The organism is Gillisella vitis (assembly GCF_021559775.1).
In the GTDB taxonomy this organism is placed as follows: Bacteria; Pseudomonadota; Alphaproteobacteria; order Rhizobiales; family Rhizobiaceae; genus Allorhizobium; species Allorhizobium ampelinum.
On the sequence record NZ_CP056047.1, the window covers coordinates 1933881 to 1957029 of the forward strand.

A 23149-nucleotide genomic window follows, 5' to 3' on the forward strand; every position below is an offset into this window, starting at 1 on the left:
GCCCGGCAATGAACATCCACTCGAAGCCCCTCGCTCGCCACATCCCCAGCGTTCCGGTCTACTACTTCGGGAACGCCGAGCGCATCACGATCGACGGCGCGCACTTCACGCTCGTCAACCAGGACCAAAATGAAACCGTGCTCCGCGATGAGCACGGCCGGACCAAGACGTACACTCACGAGTTGATCTACATGCTCTACTGCGCGAACCGCATCGAGGTTCAGCGTCGCGGGTCCGAGTTCGACGTGAAGCGTGAAGTCACGAAAGTCTTCTCGGAGTTTCCGGAGGAAAAACGCATGAAGGCCCTTTGGCACAAGGCGCTCTTGGACGAGTTCATCCGCGTCCAGCAGGTCGGGAAGAAGCACCCGATCCTCCGTGAAAAGGGCTTCCGTGAACGGAAGGTGAGCCTCGGATATGACTGCTTGAAAATCCTCTTGCCGATCCTCCAGGGGATTGTCCTCGAGCGGATGACGAAGCACCTCTCGGCGAATGAACAGGCTGTAATCCCCGGCGTTCCCTGCCCGCGCCACTTCAAGCGCCTCTACGACCGCTATCAGGAGGGTGGCTTCGACATCATCGCGCTTGTGCCGGATCGCCGCAAGGCGAAGCAGCGGGCATCGCGGTTCTTTCCGGAGGACATCAGCATCTGGCTCTCCGTTGCAAAATCCTACTGCAACGAAAAGCGCCCCTCCATGCGCGCGTGCTTCGGGATTCTCAAGCAGATCATTCACGACCTCAACTCCGAAAAGGGCTTGCTTGAACGGTACCATCAGGTTCCGTGCCGCAAGACCTTCGAGAAGATGATCAAGTCGTTCGGCTTGTATGAGATCATGTCTGCACGACACGGTGCGGACTATGCGGCCAAAATGCTCGCGATCGTGAACCAGGGCCTCGATGTCGAGCGGCCCGGCGAGCGTGTCGAGATCGACTGCTGGCGTGTCGACTTGAACAGCAACATGCTCATCACCGCGTTTGCCGCACAGCTTTCGGAGGAAGAACGGGCGATCGTTGCACAGACACGCTTGTGGGTCACGGTCGCGATCGACGTTGCCACCCGGTGCATCCTCGCGATGAAATTCTCGACGCGCGCGCCTTCGCATCATTCGTCGCTTGCTGCGCTCGAGATGGCGGCTTCCCACAAGAAGTACATCTCGGATGTCGTCGGAGCTGGTGACGAGTGGCGCTATGCACTCGTCCCGGAAGAGGTTGTCACCGATGCGGGACCCGAGTTCGTCGACCAGCGCTTCGAGACTGCCGTCCTCTCGATGGGCGCGACCATCATGCATCCGCCCGCAGGTGCCGCCTCCGCCCGCGGCACTGCAGAACGCGTGTTCCGCACCTGGAGTGACAAGTTCCTCTCCTACTTCGAGGGCCGTACCTTCTCGAACGTGGTCCAGCGCGGAAAGGCCGGACGCGTTGTCCTCAATGTCGACGAGGTGAGCTTCCACCTCACCCGCGCTGTCATCGACATCTACCACAACGAGATCCATGACGGCCTCGGCATGACCCCGTCCATGGCCTGGGACGAGAAGATGGCGAAGTTCGGCGTCATCATGCCCCTTACCCAGCAGGAGCGCCGCAAGATCTTTGGCATCGAGATCGAACGCTCGATCAGCGACAAGGGCTTCCGCAATCTCGGCATCCACTACCAGGCGGATCCGTTGCAGCTCCTCCGCATCGGCCAGAAGGCGATCGTCGGTGCTCCCGCCCCGAAGGTCCGCGTTCGCATCGACCAGTTCGACCTCTCGACTGCCGACTACTGGGACGGCCACGAGTGGAAGGAAGCGGCTGCCGGCAAGCACATCCCCAAGGATCTCTCCATCTACGAGTGGAACCAGGTCAACGTCGACTACAACGCCGTCAATAAGGCGGGTGCTGACAAGAAGATGTCCGTGTTGCTCGCCGCGGTACGCGATCTCCGCGCCGCAGGTGATGCGGCCACAGCCCGCGCGAACCTCGCGGCCGACCGTCCGACTTCCGATCTCGTCGACAAGTGGGACAAGGAGAACCACGGCGTTGAGCTCGTCGATGACATCGAGGACGACGTTCCGGAATTGCCGACGCTCGTGATCGCAGCCGACCCCTTGTCGGTAGGCCTTTCCGCACACGCCAGCCTCTTCGTCAACACCGCAGAGGCCAAGGCAGCAGCAGTTCCGGATCCGGTGGCGGCAGCTCCCAAGGTTTCCGGCCTCAAGAATCCGCTCTCGTCCGATGACGGGGACGACGTGATCTTCGAATAACGAGGGAGTTCAAGATGAACGACGACAATATCAGCGAAGCGTTCAAGGAGGCCGCTATGGCGGTCTACGAAACCCTTGAACCCGAGCGCCAGGATCGCACGCGACGCATCGCCCATATGGCCACCACCTATGTGGGGACGGCCCGTGACAAGCTCCTCGATCACGCTTTCGACGCTATCGTCGAGAACTCCGCTGCCGAAGCCTTTGGAAAGGCATCCAAGCAGCGCGTTCTCTTCGTGATCGGCGAAAGCGGATCAGGCAAGACAACCGCGGTCGAGAAGCACCTTGCGAAACGCCCCCAGTTCAAGCCGCGCGTGCGCAGCGACGGAACGCTCGTCTACCCCATGATCTGGATGGAGGCCCCTAAGCCGCTCACTCACAAAGGTTTGGCCAAGGCCGGATTGAAGGCACTCGGGCATGAGGTCACGAACAAAAGCCTTACGGAGACCGAGTTGTTCGATCTCTGGAAGACCCAGATCTGCAAGCAGGGAGTACTCTTCCTTGCCATCGATGAGATGCAGCACGTCATCCGCGGCACGAGCGCGAAGGAGGTCCAGAACGTTGCGGACATCGTAAAGAGTCTCGTCCAGATCCCAGGATGGCCGTTGCACTTGATCCTCTCGGGCGTGCCCGCACTTGGTCGCTTCCTCGAGCAAGAGGGATCTACCGAGCGTCAGCTTAAGGAGCGGAGCATCATCGTCGAGTTCCAGCCGATGACGTATCCCGAGGATGTGAAGGTTATGACCAAAGTCGTTCAGCGCATTGTCACCGTCGACGCCGAGCTCGATGCCGATGGGCTTGAGGAGAAGGAATTCATCCACCGTCTCCTCCACGCCGGTTCTGGAGCTTTCGGCTCTATGATCCAGATCACCCGGAAAGCGTGTGAGAATGCCATGCGCGGCAATCGTGACACGGTTTCCATCAAGGACTTCGAAGTTGCATATGCCCTCGCGAGCGGTTGCCGCGCGGCGCAGAACATCTTCACCGCACCAAACTGGAACCAGATCATGCCTGACCAGTCTCTCGCGGAGATGCTCAAGAATGTGTCCATTGCGACGGATTCAACCACTTCCAAGAAACGCAAGAAGTAGGAGAAGGTGATGGATGAGGTCCTCAATCTCGCGAAGCCGCATATCGTCTTCGAACCCGATGAGACGTTCGTCGGGTTCATGTCCCGTTGGGCATGCACGAAGATGACTAACCTCCGCTCCTATACAAAGATGGCATCGATGTATCCCTATCATTGGAACCTCGATTTCAAGCTCGCTCCTTTCTGCGAGGAAACCGGGACTTCACTCGAGAGGTTGAGGCACCAAGCGTTCCGTGGGTCCGGAGCTGGCCTTCAGGGGTTCGGTCATGTGCTTGGGCACTTCGCTTCGATGCGTCCCACGTTCGTAAGGTTCTGCCCTCGCTGTGTTGAGGAGGATTACAGGAATCGATCTGGCGGGATGTATGCTCGTCCCATCGCGCGATCCGCGTGGCATGTCGAGTTCCCCTTGGTATGCCCGGCCCATGGAGTGCGTATCGCGACGATCAGCGCTCCGTATAAACCCAGTGATCTCGGAGACTTCCATGCTCATCTCCGTGCTCACGAAAAGGATGTACAGGTCCACATCAACGCCGCAAGAGAAGAACCAGTGACTGAGATCGACAGATTTTTGCACGATATTCTCAACGTTGAGAAAGCGCGCGCTGTTGAGGTACCGTTCCCTGGTATCACTTTGAAGCACCATCTCATGATGGCTGAGGCAATCGGATACGCGGCGACATTCGATTCCAGGGGACGCAGTAGAACATCCTCTCCCCAGATCCATCGTGAAATCATGGTCAAAGGTTTCTCCTACATTGCGGATGGCTATGCTGGGATCGAGCGGTTTCTCGAACAGAGCGACCGCAAGCTTGTGTCCGTTTTGGAGGGATCTCCGGGGAAGATTTATGGCGCCTTCTACATCTTCTTGCATGAACGCGTGCGGTCTGCAGAACTTGAGCCTATCGCGCGATTTGTCGCTGAACACGCTGCTTTGAAATACTGCGTTGGACCGGAAGACCGCTTTCTTGGTATGAATGTACCTAGGAGGAACCACAGTGCTCGCTCGGCTGCTGCGCACTACAACGTCCCACGCCATACGATCCGAACCGTGCTTCACGCTCTCGGCCGAATCCAGGCGGATAAGAAGATGCGATTCAGCCATGAGGTGCCAATTCCGGTCGATGACCCGGAATTCGACGGCCACATGCGGGCAATCAAAAAAGGGTTTCCGGCGGAACACGGCGCGAGGCGGCTTGGCGTGAACGTCGGCACCGCGCTTCAAATCGCCGACCGTCACTTCGAGCCTCTCGTTGTTCCCGGCCTTGCACCATTGCTCGACGCCGAATCAGTCGAGAACTTCATGAAGTCAATCGTAGAGAAATCACTCCCCTACCCCGGTGAGAATTTCGTCAACTTGCGGACGGCATGCTTGAAGTCATACAGGAGCATTTGCGAGATCCTTGAGTTAATCCTCGACGGCAGACTCCGCGAATTTTCATTCATGGGGAACGAAGCCTCACCAAACCTCGGCGATATGCTCATTGATGCGATAAAGCTCACGGAGATCACACGCGTTCCGCCGCCAGGTCGCTCGGTCACCCAGGCCGCTAAGTTCCTGCGGACACCAATTCCTACGATGAGCAAGTTGCTCGAATCCGGCTTGATTGAGCACTTCCTGGCAGAAGACCCGAAGCGGCGCCGCCCGCAGCGCTACATCAATATCGAAGATCTCGAGAAGTTCGCGTCCGACTACATCAGGCTCCACGACATCAAGTTGAAAGTTGCACCGGAAGAAAAGCTTTCGGCCCTTGCGGCCTTAGGAATTCACCCAGTCTTCGACGGAACCCCACCAAGCCGGAGAAACGAATACACGTCGACATTCTTCGCACGCGCAGACCTTTCGCAAATCTAGCCGCTCAATAGAACTTTCAGAACCCGCTTCGGCGGGTTTTTTGTTGCCTGCGATTCTGGACAGAAACTCAGTCTGCCAACTCGACCCCAAGGTCGATCCGAGAATGACTCCCGCTAAGTGCCCAGACCGATTTTCCGGCTTGCCAATCAAAAAATCGGGGTCTGATTTCATTACACAATTTGCGAGAACCGTGCTCACGTTAAGTGCCCTTCTCAGAGTGACCGATAAGGCTGAAGAATGCAGCGATTATAGGAAGAAGGGGAAATTTCAGGCGAAAGCGCCAAGCGGTTTTGGCAGCCGGAAGACTTTGAAAACGGAGAGAGGGAGCATTTCCGCGGTTCACTGAAAAGCGGAAATGCTGAGTGATCTCAAGCGAGAGACTGAGAAGGGAAGTCGAGAATCTGCCGCCTTCAAAAGGCGGAACGTCTTTGGAGGACGGTTATGCCACGGCCTGACGTTTTGGCAGTTTCCAATGCGGTCGCGGAAAATGGCAGGTATAGCCGTTTGGAATGCGCTCAAGATAGTCCTGATGCTCCGGCTCGGCCTGCCAGAAATCACCCACAGGCGCCAGTTCGGTCACGACCTTGCCAGGCCAGATGCCGGAAGCGTCCACGTCGGCAATGGTGTCCTCGGCAATCTTTTTCTGCTCGTCACTCGTGTAAAAGATCGCGGAACGATAGCTGACGCCGACATCGTTTCCCTGACGATTGGGCGTGCTTGGATCATGAATCTGGAAGAAAAACTCCAGGAGATCGCGAAAGCTTGTCTTTGATGGATCGAAGATAATTTCAATCGCCTCGGCATGTGTTCCATGATTGCGATAGGTCGCGTTCGCGACATCGCCACCGGAATATCCCACTCGGGTAGCGATGACCCCGGGAAGCTTGCGGATCAGGTCCTGCATGCCCCAGAAGCAACCGCCTGCCAACACTGCGCGTTCACTCGTCATGGACGTAACTCCTATGGTTGGAATGCATTCTATGTAGGAGCGAAGGCACGCTGTTTCCAGCGGTCAATCGGCATAGTAACGGCCCTGATGCCCATGGCGGCGGAATAATCCACCCGCCCCTGGCCGACAAAAGGTGGAAAGTCATCTCCTCAAGTAGCTTTTTGTACCGCTGTCGGTAAGGCAGAACCGTCCACCCCGGGGACCAACGCAAAAGCTGCCGGAACGGCATGAACACGACCCTTCCGAAGATGGGGCCAAAGATGGAGCCATGGGCGGTGTCAGGTTGAACGCGGGACCATCCGGCCGACCTCCCGTTCCCCCCATCAATCTCGAGCATGACTTCTTGCTGGCGCTGATTGAGCCATCATTGCAGACAAAAAGATCGCCGCGACACATTGCGATGCCCGCTTTACGACCACTACAGGGGAAATTTTCAGCGTGTAAAAGGGTTGGTATCAAACAAGCGGCTGTCGACAAAACCGCCAGTGCCATAGTCGTCATCCGGAAATTTTCTTGCAATAAGGAACATGCCTTCAAGACTTTACCAACGAAAGAGTCGATAATGGCGAACCTCATGAAAAGGCTCGTCCGATCGTTGGATCGAGAAAACCTTTGTAAGCGGGGCAGCGAAACAAAATATCCGCAGACAGCATTCGGGTCGCGCCGCAGACGACGCCCCTTCCCCAACCCAAACCAACTCTATATCGCATGAAAATGGCCACCCTGATCCCCAGGATGGCCATAATATCGTATTTAAGCGAATTTTCACATAACATAAGTCGTGGAAAATTTGCGCCTCAAATGCCTGGGACAATTAGTCCTTATGCGCAGGCATGTCCTTCAGCTGATCCTTTGTCCATGTGGTGACGGCATGGACGTCGCCATCTTCATCCCGCATGAACTGCAGATCCGACAGCGGAACACCGACCGGCTTTGCACCGATGCCTAAGAAGCCGCCGACATCGATGATCGCTGTGCCGCTGGCACCCAGACCATGAACATGATCCAGCTTGCCGACCTTGTGGTCGTCAGCACCATAAATGGTTGCACCTTCGAGCACGGCAGGGGTGAGTTCAGCGGTGGTGAGACGAACGTGATTGGTATGATTCATTGGGTTATCCTCCTTGTTTGTACTGTAGAGGTAACCAACGGGGCAGAGGTTTGTTCCCTACCTGCCAAACCAAAGCGTGTGCAGTGAGGCGGGATTGAAATCCCCGGCGCTTATTTGAACCATACAGGCAGAACCATCCCATAACGTTACAATTGCACAATTTTCCATCACATCCATGTCCTTTGAGCGCCGTCATCTATCAAAAGGAAGTGAGACTGCCGAGAGCAGACCATCCAAGGCGGAAATCCCTGGAGGCAGAACAAGTAACAGGTTGATTTTAATAGATTTTTATATCCACAATTCGACAAGAGACGCCAACGCATGCCTGCAATGCTTTTTCTGACAGGCGCGCGCCGTTGCAAAGCACAGCAAAAACGCCCAGATTCCAGGCATCGAACCAAATAGTTCGACTTAATTTTATCCACTTGCAAAGTTGGAGATATCCATGAAAACCTTTATCGCAACAGCCGTGCTCGCAAGCCTGATCGGTGCATCCGCATCGTTTGCGGCAACCACGACAAAGACCACCACCCAGCCTGCCCAGTCCACTGCGTCAACGCAAACGGCGGCGCAACTGAACATGAATGACAGCACGCAGCAGTCGTCCAGCAGCGAATGGCAGTTCAAGGCCCCCACGAAGAAGCCGCATCATCGCAACGAATATAACGGCTGATTGCCGCGACCATCTCGATAGGGATGCGTCATTGATACGAAACGCCGGTCTGCGGCGTTTCGCCTGCTCTCACACAGCATAATCCACCGGCACCGCGGACCCGCTTTTCATCGTCTCCATCGAGATCGAGGCGGACACATCGAAAAGCTCGATACGCCGCACCAGCCGCCGATAAACCACGTCGTAATGCTCGACCCGTGGCAGGACGATCTTCAAGATATAATCATGATGCCCGGTCAGGCGATGCGCCTCAACGATTTCGGCGATATCGGTGATCGCCCGGCGAAATTCCTCCGTCCATTCATCGGTATGATGCGCGGTTTTGACCAGCGCGTAGACAGTGGTCGGCACGCCCACCTTGTCGCGATTGAGCACGGCGATCCGTCGCTCGATATAGCCCCCCTCTTCCAGTTTCAGGATACGGCGCGAACAGGCCGAAACCGATAGGGCAACCTTGTCGGCCAGATCGCTCACCGCAATGGCTGCATCTCGCTGCAGCAGATCCAGAATCTTCCTGTCTCTGTCGTCAATCACGCCCTAATTCTCCGCCTTCCAGGATGAACACGCAAATCATACGCGCATTTTGAATTTTTCTCGCAATTTTTGTGCGGAACTTATGATGATTTTCGAGAAGTTTGCAAATCAACCGCTTCAATCCACTGGCATAGTTTTGTTCATCACCACCAAAGACACTAGGGGAACACGACAATGCGGATGATCGGCTTGATTGGCGGAATGAGCTTTGAAAGCTCGGCGGTTTACTATCGGCTCATCAATGAGGCAGTTCGCCATCAGTTGGGCGGCTTGGCATCGGCTGAAATCGTCATGCGGTCGGTCGATTTTTCGCAGATTGTTGGCTACCAGAAGGCAGGCCGTTGGGATCTGGCGGAAAAGGTGCTGGGCGATGCCGCTGCCGCCCTGGAGCGCGCCGGTGCCGAATGCGTGCTGATCTGCACCAACACCATGCATCTGATTGCCGATGCCGTGGCGGCCCGTGTTTCCGTGCCGCTTATCCATATTGTCGATGCAACGGCCCAGGCCATCAAAGACGCCGGCTTCAAGCGGCCCCTGCTGCTCGCCACCCGCTACACGATGGAGCATGGCTTTTATACCGATCGCATGCGTGCCCTCGGCCTGCTGCCCATGGTGCCAGGCGCAGAGGATCGCGGCATTGTCCATGATGTGATTTTCGATGAACTCTGCGCGGGCCGCGTCGAAGAGCAGTCACGGGCTGCCTATCTGGCGATCATTGAAAAGGCCAAGGCAGACGGCGCCGATTGCGTCATTCTTGGCTGCACCGAGATTTGCCTTCTGCTCGATCCCAAAAATCTTTGCCTGCCGGGCTTTGATTCCACCGCCATTCACTGTGCGTCTGCGGTAGAGTTTTCGCTCACTCCGCAAGAGGTTAAAAAGATCGCCTGAACGCATTGACTGCGGTTTGTTGATCGCAGTCAATTTTTTGCTTGATTTGGAAACGATCATTTCCTATTGTAAAGCCATGATGAACCAGCCAACAAAATCCGGCAGGCCAGCGGGCCGCCCTCGGGAATTCGACACGGACGTGGCGCTGGACGCAGCGTTGGTGGTGTTTTCCGAGCGGGGCTACCAAGCCGCCTCGATCAGTGAACTTGCCGAAGCCATGGGGTTAACGGCAGGCAGTATCTACAAGGCATTCGGCGACAAGCGCGGTGTGTTTCTGGCCGCCTTTGATCGCTACTGGTCGGTGCGCCATGCGATGATCCTGAAGCGCATGGCACCGCTTAAGACCGGGCGGGAAAAGCTGTTTGCCCTTTTGCAGCATTACGCCGAACACGCCCATGGTGCGGCAGGCCGGCGCGGCTGCCTCGTAGTCGGCGGCGCCAACGATCTGTCACTGCTGGATGCGGAAGCCTCCGCCCGCGTGGGTGTTGCTTTTACCGCCAACCAGCAGCGCCTGAAGGACCAGATTGTCACCGGACAGGCCGATGGCTCGATCCGAGCCGATCTCAATGCCGATGTCATCTCCAGCGCCTTGCTGTGCCTGACGATGGGCATGCGCGTGGTCGGCAAGACAGGCCGGACAGAAGACGAGATGCAGGCCGTGGCGCAAGCGGCGCTGCGGCTTTTGGACTGAGCCGTATCTCATCCCTTACAGCGGCGTGCAGCAGCATGGTGCAGTGAGGTTCGCCATAACACTGCCTATTCGCTGAACCATTCAACAGTCGCCACTCAAAACAGTACCATGGCATCCTCCCAAGACCATGGCGCCCCAAGCCGAGAAGCAACCACCATGACCCTTTCCAGCCCGCTCTTGCGGCACGATTCCGAACACGCCCTGTCGCCAGCCCTGACCTTTATCTTCGCCCTGGCCTGCGGGCTTATCGCCGCCAATCTCTATTACGGCCAACCGCTGGCCGGACCGATCAGCGCGGATTTGGGATTCTCACCCCAGGCGACCGGCCTGATCGTCACCCTCACCCAGCTCGGTTACTGTCTCGGCCTGCTGCTGCTGGTGCCGCTGGGTGACCTGATCGAAAACCGCAAGCTGGTGCTCATCCTGATTGGTCTTGCCGCGCTGGCCCTGCTGGGCGGCGCGCTTTCCACCACACCGGGCCTTTTCCTGCTGGCCTGCCTTGGCATTGGGCTTGCCTCCGCAGCCGCCCAGGTTCTGGTACCCTTTGCCGCCAGCATGGCGCCGGATGCCTCACGCGGGCGGGTTGTCGGCAATGTCATGAGCGGGCTGCTCTGCGGCATCATGCTGGCCCGGCCCATTGCCAGCTTCATCGCCGAGGCCTCGTCCTGGCATGTCATCTACGTCCTTTCGGCGGTTGCCATGATCGGACTGATGGTGGTGCTCGGCATGACCCTGCCCCGCCGCCAGCCCCATGCGCAGATCGGCTACGGCGTCCTTTTGTCCTCCATGGCCCATATGGCGCTGACCAACCGCGTGCTCCAGCGCCGGGCGCTGTATCAGGCCGGTATGTTTGGTGCCTTCAGCCTGTTCTGGACCACGACGCCGCTGCTGCTGTCAGGCCCGCATTTTGGCCTGAGCCAGAATGGTATCGCGCTGTTTGCACTCGCTGGAGCATCCGGTGCCATTGCCTCACCCATTGCCGGACGAATGGCTGATCGCGGCCTGACCCGGGAGATTTCCATCGGCGCCATGGTGCTGGGCATCGCTGCGTTCCTGCTTGGCCGCTATGCGATTGAAACCTCCCCAATCACCGGCGTAATTTGTCTGACACTTGCGGCAATCACCCTGGATTTCGGCGTGCAGGCCAATCTGATCAGTGGCCAGCGTATCATCTATTCAATGACTGCCGCCCATCGCAGCCGACTGAATGGTCTCTATATGGCGACATTCTTCCTCGGCGGTGCGCTTGGTTCAGCTATCGGCGGCTGGGCATACGCCACAGGCGGATGGTCACTGACCGCCTGGATCGGCCTCTGCTTTCCGGCCGCATCACTTGTGCTGCTACTGACGGAACGGCGGCAAACGGCAAAAGTATAAAGAGTCTAACGGGAAGCGCCGTGCGGTTTATAAACGCACGGCGCTGTAACGCTTTAAATCGACTGAATGTCTTTAAAACTCGCTCCAGCCGCCGGATTGGGATGCGACCGAACCCGCTACCTTCGACATCAACTCCCGTGCGGGCGATGTCGTGGGACGATGTGCTGACGTCGCCGCGCCAAGCTGGCGTGACGAAGGCCGCATACCGGCACCGCCCAGTTGGAATTTCTCGATCAACTCGCGCAGACGCGCCGTTTCCTGGGCAAGCGTTGCGCTGGCGGCATTTGTCTCTTCCACCATCGCCGCATTTTGCTGCGTTACCTGGTCCATTTGATTAACGGCTGCATTGACTTCGGAAAGGCCGGTGGCCTGCTCGCGAGCCGAGCTGGTAATGGCCTCCATATGTTCATTGACCGCAACGATATTCTGCTGGATCGTCCGAAGCGCCTCGCCTGTTTCGCTCACCAGTCTTACCCCGGTGCTGACCTCGTTTGAAGAATTACGGATCAGTTCCTTGATTTCCTTTGCAGCCTGAGCGGATCTTTGCGCCAGTTCGCGAACCTCTTGCGCGACCACGGCAAAGCCCTTGCCTGCTTCACCGGCACGGGCGGCCTCAACACCGGCATTCAGCGCCAGCAGATTGGTCTGGAAGGCGATTTCGTCGATCACCCCAATGATATTGGAAATCTGATTGGACGAATTTTCAATGCGCGACATCGCGCCAACCGCATCTTCAACCACCTTTGAAGAGCGCACCGCATTGTCGCTGGCTGTCGATGCCGAATGACGAGCTTCTTCTGCACGTTTTGATGCATTCGAGACATTGACGGTAATTTCGTCAAGCGCCGCAGCGGTCTCTTCCAGGGAGGCGGCCTGCTGCTCGGTTCGCTTGGACAGATCTTCGGCGCTCTGGCTGATTTCGCGCGTGCCATTGTCGATCTGGCTGGTCGAATGCGCCACCGCGCCAAGCGTGTTGCGCATCTGGAGCAATGCATCATTCATCGTGCGGCGCAGTTCTTCAAAATCCGGCGCAAACGGGTTGTCCAAAGTAAAGGTCAGATCACCCTGCGCCAGCCGCGTCAGGGCGCTGCCAATCGCATTGACCGCATTCACTCTTTCGGTCACGTCCGTGGCAAACTTGACGACTTTTGTAACCTTGCCCTTGGCATCAAGGATCGGATTATAGGCAGCGTTGATAACCACCTTCTTTCCGTTCCTGCCGTAACGAACAAACTCTGCCGATTGAACTTCTCCGCGGCGCAAGCCAGCCCAGAACTCTTTGTAGTCGGCTGATTTTGCGTATTCGGGGTCAACCAGCATGCTGTGGTGACGTCCCTTTATGTCGTCCAGTTTATAATCAATGGCTTTGAGGAAGTTTTCGTTGGCCGTAACGATCTCACCTTCCGTGGTAAACTCGATAATGCCTTGAGAACGGCTAATCGCCATCATCTGCCCCTGGTAATCCAGGTTCTGCAATCGCTCCTTGGCATTGGCCCATTCAACAACGAAGCCAGTTGTTTTTCCACTTTCCCGCAAAGGTGTGACGATGAGATCGAACGCGCGGTGGCCAACCCAGATCGTCGCCTTATGCTGGGTTTTGAGCGCCGCCAGCATATTGCGCTGATGGGAAGGATTTTTATGAAAAATATCGATATTGCTGCCAATGAGTTTGTTAAAATCGAAGCGGGGAAGTTCTTTTTTAAGATCGGATTCAGCCTCTTTAAGTAGTTCCATGACGGAATCGTTCATATAACGAATGTTCAGATCAACATCCGAGATCATAATATTCGCTGAAATCAGTTTCAAAGATTGGGTCTGCATCCGTGCGACACTAGAAATTCCAAACATTACGTATAGTCCCTTTCCGACGAACTGAGGAAGGCGCGAGAACAGGCTCTGCTCTGTCGAGAGCGTCACGGATACCAACCAAAATGATATTGCCAGCATGAAGTGTAGTGGCAATCTCCCTATAATTTATTAATAAATTAGATAACGCGAAATATATGGAATTTGAAAGATCCGCAGAGATTACAAAATAAAAGCAGAGACTTACAGAATATTTTTCTTGAGAGGATGCAGGGTATTGTGACATTCGACCAAGGACGATGGTTGGTTTTTTTTAGTCCAACATCAGTCTGGCAGGCGCCAGAAACTAGCTTTACCGAGAAGCCAATTCGGCGGGGTCCTGGCACCCATAGCGCCGTGCTCAATATATGGCGCACGGCGCTATAGTTCTTTATATCTGATGTATAATCGTCTGTTTAAATCCACGCCGATCTAGGAAATTATGCAGGCGTTCAGCCTCAAACATTCTGCCTATCGAACCGAGCGCGGGCCTCGACCACGCGGGCATGATTGTCGATGGCAAATTCCACGAGATATTTGAGTGAAAATACCAGCTGCTCGCCCATTTCCGTCAGACCATATTCAACGCTAGGCGGCTTGGTGGGAAAAACCTGCCGGTGGACATAACCATCGCGTTGCAGGTCCCTCAGGGTCTGGGTCAGCATACGCTGAGAAATGTCCGGCACCAGGCGTCGAAGCTCACCAAAGCGATAGGGTTTCTCGGCAAGCGAACCTAGAATGAGCGTCGACCATTTGTCGCCGACATGGGAAATCACCGAGCGCACCGGGCAATTGTCTTCCGCTCGCTTGCTTTTGCTTACCCCCCTCGTCATTGCCTCCGAGGGAGCCCGCTGCGTGGCATCATTCATGATGGTACCCTTTCTGTAACCAAAAGTGCTAAAACTGCCTTCTTTACAGCAGTTCCAAAAGGCTGATTATAGTGCTGGTCTCAAATTGAGAGCAACAAGATAATAGGGTATCGAGTTTTACAGGCCGTGCGTTTTATAAAACGCGGAGATAACTCTGTAACACTCTATATCCGCTGGATAATTTTCCCTTCAACCAATTCCGGTTCAGGGAATTATGCAGGAAATGGGATAGAGAAATATGACCAAAATACTGATTACCGGAGCATCCGGAAAGCTTGGAAGACTTGTCATCAACCATTTGCTGGAAAGCCAGCATGTTGCCGCTGCTGATATCGTCGCTGCCAGCCGCAACCCGTCGGGTCTGGCGGATCTTGCCGCAAAAGGCATCGAAACACGTCAGGCCGACTTTACCGATCCGGCATCGCTTGATCAGGCCTTTTCCGGCATTGACCGGCTGCTGATCATTTCCACCGATGCCATCGGTTCGCGCGTCGAGCAGCACAAGGCAGCGGTTGCCGCCGCCGCCAATGCCAAGGTCGGCCGGATTTTCTACACATCCATGCCAAATCCGGAGACATCCAAGATCCTGTTTGCTCCCGAACATGCGCAAACCGAACAGGCCATCAAGGCTTCCGGCCTTGCCTATACGATTTTGCGCAACAACTGGTACATGGAAAATCTATTCATGACGCTGCCATCGGCGCTGGCCAGCGGCCAGTGGCACACATCCGCCGGAGAGGGCAAGACCGCCTATATCGCCCGAGAAGACATTGCCCGCGCCATTGCCAGCGCCCTGGCCAAGCCAGTGGCCGAAAACATCGTCTATACGCTCAACGGCAGCCGCGCCTATAGCAACAGAGAGATTGCCGCCCTGGCCGAAAAAGCCACGGGCAAGCCGCTTGCCGTGGTCGACATCACCGACCAGCAGTTGGAAGACGGCATGGTCGCTGCCGGCATTCCCAAACCCGTAGCGCCGGTGTTCGCTTCAATCGATATGGCCATCCGCGCCGGTGACCTGGATGTGATAACTGATGATGCGCAAAGCTTGTCGGGCCATCCATTGCTGTCGCTAGAGGCCTTCATCGAAGCAAACAAGGCCTCCCTCATCGGCTGATCGATCCATATCGATCAACTGAGACAGGCTCTCGTCACCTCAGAATGACGCCAAGCAATCTCTGCTCAGCATGGCGTCATTTTGAAATATGTAGATCTGGCTAAGTGGCGCGTGGACTTCAGGCCAACTCGCCACAGGCTCGGCGAAAACGCCGAACGGTTTCGGCCATGCCGAATTCCAGCGCGTCCGCCGTCAGCGCGTGACCGATAGAGACCTCGGCCAGGAAGGGAATCCGCTCCGCCAGCGCCGGAAGATTGGCGATTGTCAGGTCATGACCGCCATTGACGCCCATGCCCAGAGCATGCGCCGCATCAGCGGTTGCCCCCAGAAGCGCAAGTTCACGGGCCGCTTTTTCCGGCGCATCGTAGCAGCTGCCATATGGCCCGGTGTAAAGCTCGATCCGGTCGGCGCCGGTCGCCTTAGCCGTGGCAACCGCCTGCGCATTCCCATCGCCATCGGCAAACAGGGAAACCCGCATGCCTGCCGCCTTCAATCGCGCAACGACATCTGTCAAAAACACTTGATGCGCGGCGAAATCCCAGCCATGATCAGAGGTAGCCTGAGACGGGTCATCCGGGACCAACGTCACCTGCTCCGGCTGTGCCTCTTCGCAAAGCTGTAGAAAATCTTCGCTGGGATAACCCTCGATATTGAACTCGGCCTTTGGAAACTCGTCATCGATCAACGCCCGCAGCAGCGGCAGGTCGCTGAACCGGACATGCCGCTGGTCGGGCCGGGGATGAACAGTCAGGCCTTGAGCGCCCGCCTGAAGCGCCAGGCGGCCGAAATGCCGGACATCCGGCCAGGGAAGATCGCGCCGGTTACGCAGCATGGCGATGGCATTCAGATTGACCGATAATTTTGCTGGCATTGGCGAAACCCGTTTTCTTGCTGCGGCGCTCAAAGTCCGCACCCAGACGGTCATCGCCGTCCATCCACTTCTGTAAAACCTTGACGCTGAAAAGACCAACGAGATTATGCAATAAATCGATGGAAATTGATGATCGGTCGCCAGAAATTGTCGGACAGAATGGGGACTTGCTTTGCTGACGCCTGTTTTGGGCCAACCGAACCTTAAATCCATCCAGGGCGAACAGCACTGGCAAGCGTGAAAGCGTGTTCGAATCTTTATGTCCGAAAAATTACGTCGAAGAAACCATCCGAAGCCCTAAAAACCATGGGTTTGAATTTTAGTAAAACTGATGATATCTTTGCAAACAAGAGTTTAGATCGAGTATCTTTAGATCGGACATCATCACGTTTTGGAAATTCTTCGGCGGGGGCTTCAAGTATTTCCAGGTTTCGAGCATCAGGCAACCACCTCTCCAGGGTAGCATCACAGAACACTGCAACCATTGGATAGATCAACCGCGAACGATATTGGAACGAATTGAAAATATTTCCCGATATTATCGGGACAAGGGGGACTTATCGCATGGCAGGCCAACCCGAATTTCTTGACGTTACAGAATCCATCACTCCCATCCTGAAAGCAGGTCTTGCCATGATGCCGGATCTGCCTTTGCCCGAAGATCTACCACCGGAGCCGGTGGCAATTTCCGAGATGGCCAATCTGTTTGGTGTCACCCACAGGACCCTGCATTTTTATGAGGAAAAAAATCTCCTTTCCTCAAGCCGCATGGGGCTAATGCGGGTCTATTATCATCGTGACATTATCCGCATGGCGCTGATCAACACCTGCCGGGAGATCGGCATGCCGATTGCCGCCATTCAGGATCTGTTTGCCGAACTGAGCGGCACCATCACGCAGGCACAAGCCAATGAGCTTCTCAACACGGCGCTGGAGGCCCGGAAACGAGAATTGATTGCATCGCAATCGATGATGTTTCGCCAGATCGAGCAGATCAACAACCTTCTCACCCGCGAAGATGACCAGAACGAAACAGAGATGCCGACATTGCGCCCTGGCATTGATCTGACCGAACTGGAGCATCATTGCCTGTCGCTAATGGCGGAAGGCTATACCCAGGTGCGGGTGGCGCGAACAATGCAAATGACTTTCGAAGCCGTGATTGCGCTGGAAGCCAGCATCATGCGCAAGGTCCAGGCGACAAACCGGTTCCAGGCTGTGGCAAAAGCGGTGCTGCTGGGCATCGTTGCAAATTAGAAAGCCGACCAGTCCCCTTACCGCCCCCCCATTACCGGACTATGGTCAGCGTCTCTGCCGCACGGGTCACGGCGGTGTAGAGCCAACGCTCGCGGGTATCACGAAACGCCCAGCTTTCATCAAACAGCACGACATTGTTCCACTGCGAGCCCTGGGCCTTATGCACCGTCAGCGCATAGCCATAATCAAACTCGTCATAGCGCTTGCGCGTCGTCCAGGGAATTTCAGTCTCGACGTCTTCGAAGGCCGCTTTCAGCAGCTTGATCTTGGCAGCACCGCGATCCATGTCGTCATCTTCCGGCTTGATCAGCAGGTTCATCCCGGGTTTCACCGTCTCTCGTGAAGAGGTCATAACCTGCCAAAGCGAGCCGTTCAGCAGACCCTTGACCTGATCATTGCGCAGGCAGACCAGTTTGTCGCCGGATTGCGGGTAATCGGCAGTAAAGCCCTTCAATTCGCGCAGCCGCTTGTTGTAGCGTCGCCGGGTCTTGTTGGTGCCGACCAGAACCTGATCACAATTCAGCACCAGATCCTGCGTTACCTCATTCTTGGAAATCACCCGCGCCGTGCTGCCGTAATCGCCATGCATGATTTCCTTGCCTTCGCGAATCTGCATGGCCAATTGGATGATCGGATTGTCACGCGCCTGGCGATGAATATCCGTCAGCAGATAGTCCGGCTCCTGCTCGGTAAAAAACCCGCCGCCCGTCACCGGCGGCAACTGGCCAGGATCACCCAACACCAGAATGGGTGTGCCAAAGCTCATCAGGTCGCGGCCAAGCTGCTCATCGACCATCGAACATTCGTCAATGACGATCAGGGCGGCCTTGGCCACCGGGCTTTGACGGTTGACGGAAAACATCGGCGTCATCGAGGTCTTGCCGGTTTCCTCGTCTGACACTTCCTCTTCGCCACGCGGACGGTAGATCAGCGAATGAATGGTGCGCGCTGTCGTCGCACCGCGCGAACGCAACACTTGCGCCGCCTTGCCGGTAAAGGCCGCAAACAACACATCGCCATCGACATTCTCGGCAAAGTGCCGGGCAAGCGTGGTCTTGCCGGTTCCGGCATAGCCGAACAGACGGAAAACCGGGGTCTTTCCCTCCTTCAGCCATTTGGCAACGGCCTTGAGAGCTTCATCTTGTTGAGGTGCAAATTCCATAGCGAGGAAATGCGCGGATTCGCAGACGAAATGCAAGAAGAGAATAGGCCCCCGTGGCAGGTGTCCTGCGCCCTTCGCAGGCGCAGGACAGTTTGCTTGAAGAACGCCTACGACATCAGCCAGCGCGGAACGGACGAGGATAATTCCAATATTGAGCGTTGGATGCTATGAATAACTGTACAACATTCGCTCTACCGCCTGTGCTGAGCGGATAAGCCGTCTCTTCATAGTCGAACAATGACCAACCCAGGCGCATATTATCGCGAGCCAAGGTGGGATCCCCCAAAAAGTTTAGCACGTCCTGCATTATGTAAATGCCCGTGACGCCAAAATACGTTGCACTGGCATAGTTCAACAACAGGCATCTTCTATTATTATCAAAGGGCTGAGGATTGATAGCGGTTATTGCAGCGGTCCAGACTCGAAACTTCTCTTCTGTTGCACCGAAAGTCGGCAACTCCTTGAATTGATCCTGAACATAGAGTTCGAAATCCCGCCCAGTCGTAGGCTCACAAAGCTGCCCGGTTGTATTATCGAGCCAAGTGATCGGCGCACCAAACCGCAGTTCATCATTGATACGGTTCAGCAAATACATGAGGCCTCTTGTCTCCCCGAGTGTTGGCATCGCCTCCTGTGCAAGAACGGGATATTGTTGAAGCAGTGCTGCCAAAGCATTCAGTGCGGCAGGTTGCTGCGCGGGTGATACGTTGTTCCACGCATCAACTTTCAGCGATATAGCTAAAAACTCTTTTTGGTTCTGGGCCAAAAATGTATGGAACTCATCAAGCGCGGACGGCAGTGTTTGAAACTCATTAAAGCCGTAACTGCTGCCAATCGCGCCGTGGCATGTCACGAATGTAAAAGCGCCGCTCACCTCACGCACGCTGATGCGGATATCAAACAGCCGAACACCACTCAGCATTTGCGCCGTTAACGTGGTATAATGGCAAGCATAAAATGTGTGAATATCGGGATTGATCGCAGCACTGTCATGCGTTCCAGGCAGGTTGATCTGGTCCAGAAAAAGACTGTCAGGAAGCTCACCCAGCCAGTTTGGTTGATCGGGGGAATCCTGGACCACGACAAGCTGACCTACGAACAGAAAATGAGAGACCAGCAGGCTACCCAGGTTGAAGACCTGCACCAATTGATTGGTTGCATCAAAAACAGGAACATAAGCAAGGTTCAAATAATGAGGTTGAGCGGCAAGAGAAGGGCTGCCAATCCACCATAAATCATCTCCATTCGTATCCCCTTGACCGACCCAGATATCAAGATCAAAGTTTTCAACACCAACAGCGAGTTGAATAGTGAGCTGAAACGCGAATTTCAGCGTTTCGGGAAGCGTTCCTACGGTCGATACATCGCCAATAATATGGCCCAACCCACCAGTGTTTCGTTCGAACAGGTTGGCCACGTGACCGTCGGCGAGATCTTCAATCCCATCGTCGCCGACCGTCACGGTCCAGACATCATTATTGTTGCCGATCTGCGGAACCACCGCATTTGTGACGCCATTGACCGTGTTAAACGAGCCGGGCATATAGGTAATTGTCCGGATAGCCGGGCATGTAAAATAAAGACTGGTCATCTTTTAAATCCTGTAGAAATGGAAATTGCCTGCCCATTGGCAACAGCGTACCCACCAGCCACACCACAGGTGGCAGCGACAGCAACTGGGAACCAGCGGCATTAGCAAGTTGAGGGAGGGAAGGTCTGTCGGCTTTTCAGCGCGGTGCTGAGCGAAACGCAAACACCGGGCACCGAAGCTTTAGAGCCAGGGCGTTAACTGGAAGAGATCGCCATCACGATTTGTGACCTGCAAGACCTGCACCACCGCTTCTGCCTGGTTCACAAATGGGAGCAAGGTCGTGCCATTGGCATTGGCAAGAGGAAGACCTCCGAGCCACCAGACCTGTCCGAACTTATTGGCACCCTGCCCGACAAAAAGGCTGACATCCCTTTTGTCACCGTTTAAGTTTACCGTCACATCAATCTTGGCATAAAAATTGAGTGCATCGGGCGTCAGTTTATCGCCATCGATGGTGCACATGCGGTCCGCGCCGCCACAAAGATTAGTGAATTCAATTGCCAATTGCGGATCTAACTGACCGTCGCAATCAAAGGTAATCATCCAGACATCTTCTGCACGGTCCACCGTTGGCGTGTGGAAGCGCTGGCTGGCAGCGACCGTAAATGACCCATCAATGTAGGAAAGCTTGTCGATCAAATCGCTCTCGAACGCCAAGAGGCTTTTATGATACGATATTTTATCGGACGACGGCGTCGCCGAAAGAGCACTCTGGCTCGTGCGGTTTTGTGAATTTTGCATGGAACTCTCGCGTTAATGATTGATAACCGCGACGCCCCACCTGCGTGCTGTGCAATAACAAATTGTGCCAGACCCTAGACGATCAAAGCAACACCTTGCGCACAATCACTGTATACAACAAACAGAATTGGCAATCAATAGTTGCTTTTCAAAAAAAAACACCTAAAAAAATTATTGATATTTCAGAACGGGCACCCCACAGAAGAGTCCTGCGACCGGCATAAAGCCTTATCGCAACAGAGGCCAAAGGCTCAAAGCCAAGAACACACCAGCCGTTTCCAACTTGCCCCTTCCCACCACGCTGCTATCCTACCAATCAATTTGGGAGCAAGATCATGAACAATTCCCTTCCCACAATTTCCATGCCTTCCGGCAGGATCGTGCCAGCTCTTGGCCTCGGCACCTGGATGATGGGTGAGAATGCGGCCGCGGAAAAAGACGAAATCGCCGCCGTGAATCATGCCCTCGATCTCGGCATGACAGTGATTGACACCGCTGAAAAATATGGAGATGGCAGTACTGAACAGATTATCGGGCGAGCCTTGAAAACACGGCGCAACGAAACCTACCTGGTCTCGAAAGTCGCGCCATGGAACGCCAGCCGAGAGGGCACGATGAGCGCTTGCGAAGGGAGCCTCAAACGGCTCGGCACCGACTGCCTCGATCTCTACCTGCTGCACTGGCGCGGCGAACACCCGTTGACAGACACGGTCGAGGCGTTTGAGACGCTGAAAAACCAAGGCAAGATCAAAGCCTGGGGCGTCTCGAATTTCGATGTCGCCGACATGGAGGAACTGTTTGCCGTGGAGAACGGCGCGAACTGCCAAGCCAACCAGATCCTCTACAATCTGAGCCGCCGTGGCGTGGAATACGATCTTCTTCCCTGGTGTCAGGAACGCGGCCTTGCCATTATGGCGTATTCGCCGATTGAGCAGGGGCGGCTCCTCAAGCACCCAGAACTGATCCATGTGGCAAAGGCCAATCAGGCAACGCCTGCGCAAGTGGCGCTTGCTTTCCTGCTTGAGCGCGACAACGTGTTGCCGATCCCGAAGACTACAGCCGCAACCCGCATCGAAGAAAACCGTGGATCGGTCGATCTAGAACTAACGGAAGACGATCTGGCGCGGCTCGATGCTGCATTTCCACCACCGCAACGAAAGCAACCGATGGAAATGCTGTGATCGAAACAACTATACGCATCAGCCCTTCAAACAGGCCTGCAGGCTGGCCTGGCTAGCCGCCTCACCATCCGCACCATAGGCATCGTAGCAATCCAGCGCCCATTCACTCGACCCGTCGTCGCCAAGAGCGCTTTGCTCATCATGCGACGGTTCGTGCTCAAGGGGAAGACGCGAGGTTTTTGGAAGCTTGACCTCGGAAAATGGAGAATCCATCACTGGTGACGCGCTGGCAAAAGACGCCGAAGGTATTTGGCGTTCAACAAGTCCCTTTGCCGCAAGACCAGCCGGAAGAGACAAGGATGCGATAAGTATTACGACTGTTGCTGCTTTCATGGCAGGCTCCCGTGTTTGGTAACCCGTTAACGCGCCATTAGCACTTTTGTTCAAACCAGGGCGTAAAGCGAAAATCACAAGCCCGTGTATTGCAGCCTACTTGTCAAGAGGCGTGAATGAACAGCTCTGGGGAAAACAAAGGGCGCATCCGGATTGAAGCCGGATGCGCCCCCAAATAGTTCAGCAGCAACAGGGTGGCAATCACATACCCTGCGAGCCACGGTTCATGGCGGCGATGCCGGTGCGGCAGACTTCATTCAGCCCCAGCGGCTTCATGATCGACACAAACTGGTCGATCTTCGAGGACTTGCCGGTCAGCTCAAAGATGAAGTGATCGACCGTGGCATCCACCACCTTGGCGTGGAAGGCATCGGCCAGCCGTAGGGTTTCGGCCCGCATTTCGCCTGTCGAGACCACTTTGACCAATGCCACTTCCCGCTCGATTGGCCGTTCCTGGCCAAGCTGACGGGCGCGCACGGTCAAATCCAGCACCCGGTGGACCGGCACAATCCGCTCCAGCTGCGCCTTGATCTGCTCCAGCACCAATGGCGTGCCACGGGTGACGATGGTGATGCGCGATAGATGCGCCTCATGCTCGGTTTCCGAGACAGTCAGGCTTTCAATATTGTAGCCACGCCCTGAAAACAGACCGATGACACGGGCGAGAACGCCCGGCTCGTTATCGACCAGCACGGACAGGGTATGACTTTCGACGGCCGCCGTTTCCGGGGAGATAAAATAGGCCGAACCGGTCGGTTGTAGATGTGCGTTCATAACTCT

The 23149-nt window shown here is 55.4% G+C and carries 22 protein-coding genes; 10 read left to right on the forward strand and 12 right to left on the reverse strand.

The features are described 5' to 3' along the window. Nucleotides 1–8 precede the first annotated feature (8 nt). The 3 genes from AVCG78_RS09180 to AVCG78_RS09190 are packed head-to-tail and all read left to right on the forward strand — an operon-like array spanning nucleotide 9 to nucleotide 5182. The gene (locus AVCG78_RS09180; RefSeq protein WP_071204280.1) at nucleotides 9–2240 is read left to right on the forward strand and encodes an integrase catalytic domain-containing protein; all 2232 of its coding nucleotides are present in this window, start codon (nucleotides 9–11) and stop codon (nucleotides 2238–2240) included. 14 nt (nucleotides 2241–2254) lie between these two features. Next, nucleotides 2255–3331, forward strand: a complete 1077-nt coding sequence (locus AVCG78_RS09185; protein ID WP_071204282.1) for an ATP-binding protein — start codon at nucleotides 2255–2257, stop codon at nucleotides 3329–3331. 9 nt (nucleotides 3332–3340) lie between these two features. Continuing rightward, nucleotides 3341–5182, forward strand: a complete 1842-nt coding sequence (locus tag AVCG78_RS09190; RefSeq protein ID WP_071204284.1) for a TniQ family protein — start codon at nucleotides 3341–3343, stop codon at nucleotides 5180–5182. Nucleotides 5183–5621: 439 nt separating this feature from the next. Here AVCG78_RS09190 and msrA read toward each other — a convergent pair whose 3' ends face one another. After that, nucleotides 5622–6131, reverse strand: coding sequence for a peptide-methionine (S)-S-oxide reductase MsrA (msrA, locus tag AVCG78_RS09195; RefSeq protein WP_071204286.1), 510 nt, complete (start codon nucleotides 6129–6131; stop codon nucleotides 5622–5624). 814 nt (nucleotides 6132–6945) lie between these two features. Next, nucleotides 6946–7242, reverse strand: a complete 297-nt coding sequence (locus AVCG78_RS09200) for a PRC-barrel domain-containing protein (protein ID WP_015916427.1) — start codon at nucleotides 7240–7242, stop codon at nucleotides 6946–6948. Nucleotides 7243–7687: 445 nt separating this feature from the next. On the opposite strand from AVCG78_RS09200, the gene AVCG78_RS09205 reads away from it, so the two are divergent. Beyond that, the gene (locus AVCG78_RS09205; RefSeq protein ID WP_071204290.1) at nucleotides 7688–7915 is read left to right on the forward strand and encodes a hypothetical protein; all 228 of its coding nucleotides are present in this window, start codon (nucleotides 7688–7690) and stop codon (nucleotides 7913–7915) included. A gap of 69 nt (nucleotides 7916–7984) precedes the next feature. On the opposite strand, the gene AVCG78_RS09210 is transcribed toward AVCG78_RS09205, so the two are convergent. Further along, on the reverse strand, nucleotides 7985–8449 hold the full coding sequence (locus tag AVCG78_RS09210) for an Lrp/AsnC family transcriptional regulator (RefSeq protein WP_071204292.1): 465 nt from the start codon (nucleotides 8447–8449) through the stop codon (nucleotides 7985–7987). 174 nt (nucleotides 8450–8623) lie between these two features. On the opposite strand from AVCG78_RS09210, the gene AVCG78_RS09215 reads away from it, so the two are divergent. The 3 genes from AVCG78_RS09215 to AVCG78_RS09225 all read left to right on the forward strand — a co-directional run bounded on the left by AVCG78_RS09215 (nucleotide 8624) and on the right by AVCG78_RS09225 (nucleotide 11405). After that, nucleotides 8624–9337 carry an aspartate/glutamate racemase family protein gene (locus AVCG78_RS09215; RefSeq protein ID WP_071204294.1) on the forward strand — a complete coding sequence of 238 codons (714 nt, stop codon included), beginning with the start codon at nucleotides 8624–8626 and terminating at the stop codon, nucleotides 9335–9337. 79 nt (nucleotides 9338–9416) lie between these two features. Next, a complete protein-coding gene (locus AVCG78_RS09220) occupies nucleotides 9417–10028 on the forward strand; it encodes a TetR/AcrR family transcriptional regulator (protein WP_071204311.1) in 612 nt (203 codons plus the stop codon). A gap of 156 nt (nucleotides 10029–10184) precedes the next feature. Next, nucleotides 10185–11405, forward strand: coding sequence for an MFS transporter (locus AVCG78_RS09225; protein WP_071204312.1), 1221 nt, complete (start codon nucleotides 10185–10187; stop codon nucleotides 11403–11405). A gap of 72 nt (nucleotides 11406–11477) precedes the next feature. Here the strand turns inward: AVCG78_RS09225 and AVCG78_RS09230 are convergent, their stop codons facing one another. Continuing rightward, nucleotides 11478–13253: a methyl-accepting chemotaxis protein gene (locus AVCG78_RS09230; protein ID WP_071204296.1), complete on the reverse strand. Its 1776-nt coding sequence runs from the start codon at nucleotides 13251–13253 to the stop codon at nucleotides 11478–11480. A 455-nt stretch (nucleotides 13254–13708) separates the two neighbouring features. Further along, entirely contained in the window at nucleotides 13709–14083 is a 375-nt protein-coding gene (locus tag AVCG78_RS09235; RefSeq protein ID WP_174082366.1) for a winged helix-turn-helix transcriptional regulator, read from the reverse strand. Between the two features lie 274 nt (nucleotides 14084–14357). On the opposite strand from AVCG78_RS09235, the gene AVCG78_RS09240 reads away from it, so the two are divergent. Continuing rightward, nucleotides 14358–15233, forward strand: a complete 876-nt coding sequence (locus tag AVCG78_RS09240) for an SDR family oxidoreductase (protein WP_071204298.1) — start codon at nucleotides 14358–14360, stop codon at nucleotides 15231–15233. 118 nt (nucleotides 15234–15351) lie between these two features. Here the strand turns inward: AVCG78_RS09240 and AVCG78_RS09245 are convergent, their stop codons facing one another. Together AVCG78_RS09245 and AVCG78_RS09250 are read right to left on the reverse strand one after the other, a co-directional pair. Beyond that, nucleotides 15352–16104: a pyridoxine 5'-phosphate synthase gene (locus tag AVCG78_RS09245; RefSeq protein WP_015916435.1), complete on the reverse strand. Its 753-nt coding sequence runs from the start codon at nucleotides 16102–16104 to the stop codon at nucleotides 15352–15354. Next, entirely contained in the window at nucleotides 16055–16339 is a 285-nt protein-coding gene (locus AVCG78_RS09250) for a hypothetical protein (protein ID WP_156601676.1), read from the reverse strand. Before AVCG78_RS09250 ends, AVCG78_RS09245 begins: the two co-directional genes overlap by 50 nt. 329 nt (nucleotides 16340–16668) lie before the next feature. Between AVCG78_RS09250 and AVCG78_RS09255 the strand changes: the two genes are divergently transcribed. Beyond that, the gene (locus AVCG78_RS09255) at nucleotides 16669–17361 is read left to right on the forward strand and encodes a MerR family transcriptional regulator (protein WP_071204299.1); all 693 of its coding nucleotides are present in this window, start codon (nucleotides 16669–16671) and stop codon (nucleotides 17359–17361) included. A 31-nt stretch (nucleotides 17362–17392) separates the two neighbouring features. Here the strand turns inward: AVCG78_RS09255 and AVCG78_RS09260 are convergent, their stop codons facing one another. The 3 genes from AVCG78_RS09260 to AVCG78_RS09270 form a co-directional block, all read right to left on the reverse strand. Then, complete coding sequence (locus AVCG78_RS09260) at nucleotides 17393–18523, reverse strand: ATP-dependent DNA helicase (protein ID WP_060717892.1); 1131 nt, start codon at nucleotides 18521–18523, stop codon at nucleotides 17393–17395. 115 nt (nucleotides 18524–18638) lie between these two features. Beyond that, on the reverse strand, nucleotides 18639–20114 hold the full coding sequence (locus AVCG78_RS09265) for a PI-PLC domain-containing protein (protein WP_071204301.1): 1476 nt from the start codon (nucleotides 20112–20114) through the stop codon (nucleotides 18639–18641). Nucleotides 20115–20294: 180 nt separating this feature from the next. Then, nucleotides 20295–20855, reverse strand: a complete 561-nt coding sequence (locus AVCG78_RS09270) for a hypothetical protein (RefSeq protein WP_071584873.1) — start codon at nucleotides 20853–20855, stop codon at nucleotides 20295–20297. Between the two features lie 335 nt (nucleotides 20856–21190). Between AVCG78_RS09270 and AVCG78_RS09275 the strand changes: the two genes are divergently transcribed. Next, complete coding sequence (locus tag AVCG78_RS09275) at nucleotides 21191–22036, forward strand: aldo/keto reductase (protein ID WP_071204305.1); 846 nt, start codon at nucleotides 21191–21193, stop codon at nucleotides 22034–22036. An 18-nt stretch (nucleotides 22037–22054) separates the two neighbouring features. Here the strand turns inward: AVCG78_RS09275 and AVCG78_RS09280 are convergent, their stop codons facing one another. Together AVCG78_RS09280 and ilvN are read right to left on the reverse strand one after the other, a co-directional pair. Further along, nucleotides 22055–22369: a hypothetical protein gene (locus AVCG78_RS09280; protein WP_139191386.1), complete on the reverse strand. Its 315-nt coding sequence runs from the start codon at nucleotides 22367–22369 to the stop codon at nucleotides 22055–22057. A gap of 201 nt (nucleotides 22370–22570) precedes the next feature. Then, on the reverse strand, nucleotides 22571–23143 hold the full coding sequence (gene ilvN, locus AVCG78_RS09285) for an acetolactate synthase small subunit (protein WP_015916441.1): 573 nt from the start codon (nucleotides 23141–23143) through the stop codon (nucleotides 22571–22573). Nucleotides 23144–23149: the final 6 nt, after the last annotated feature.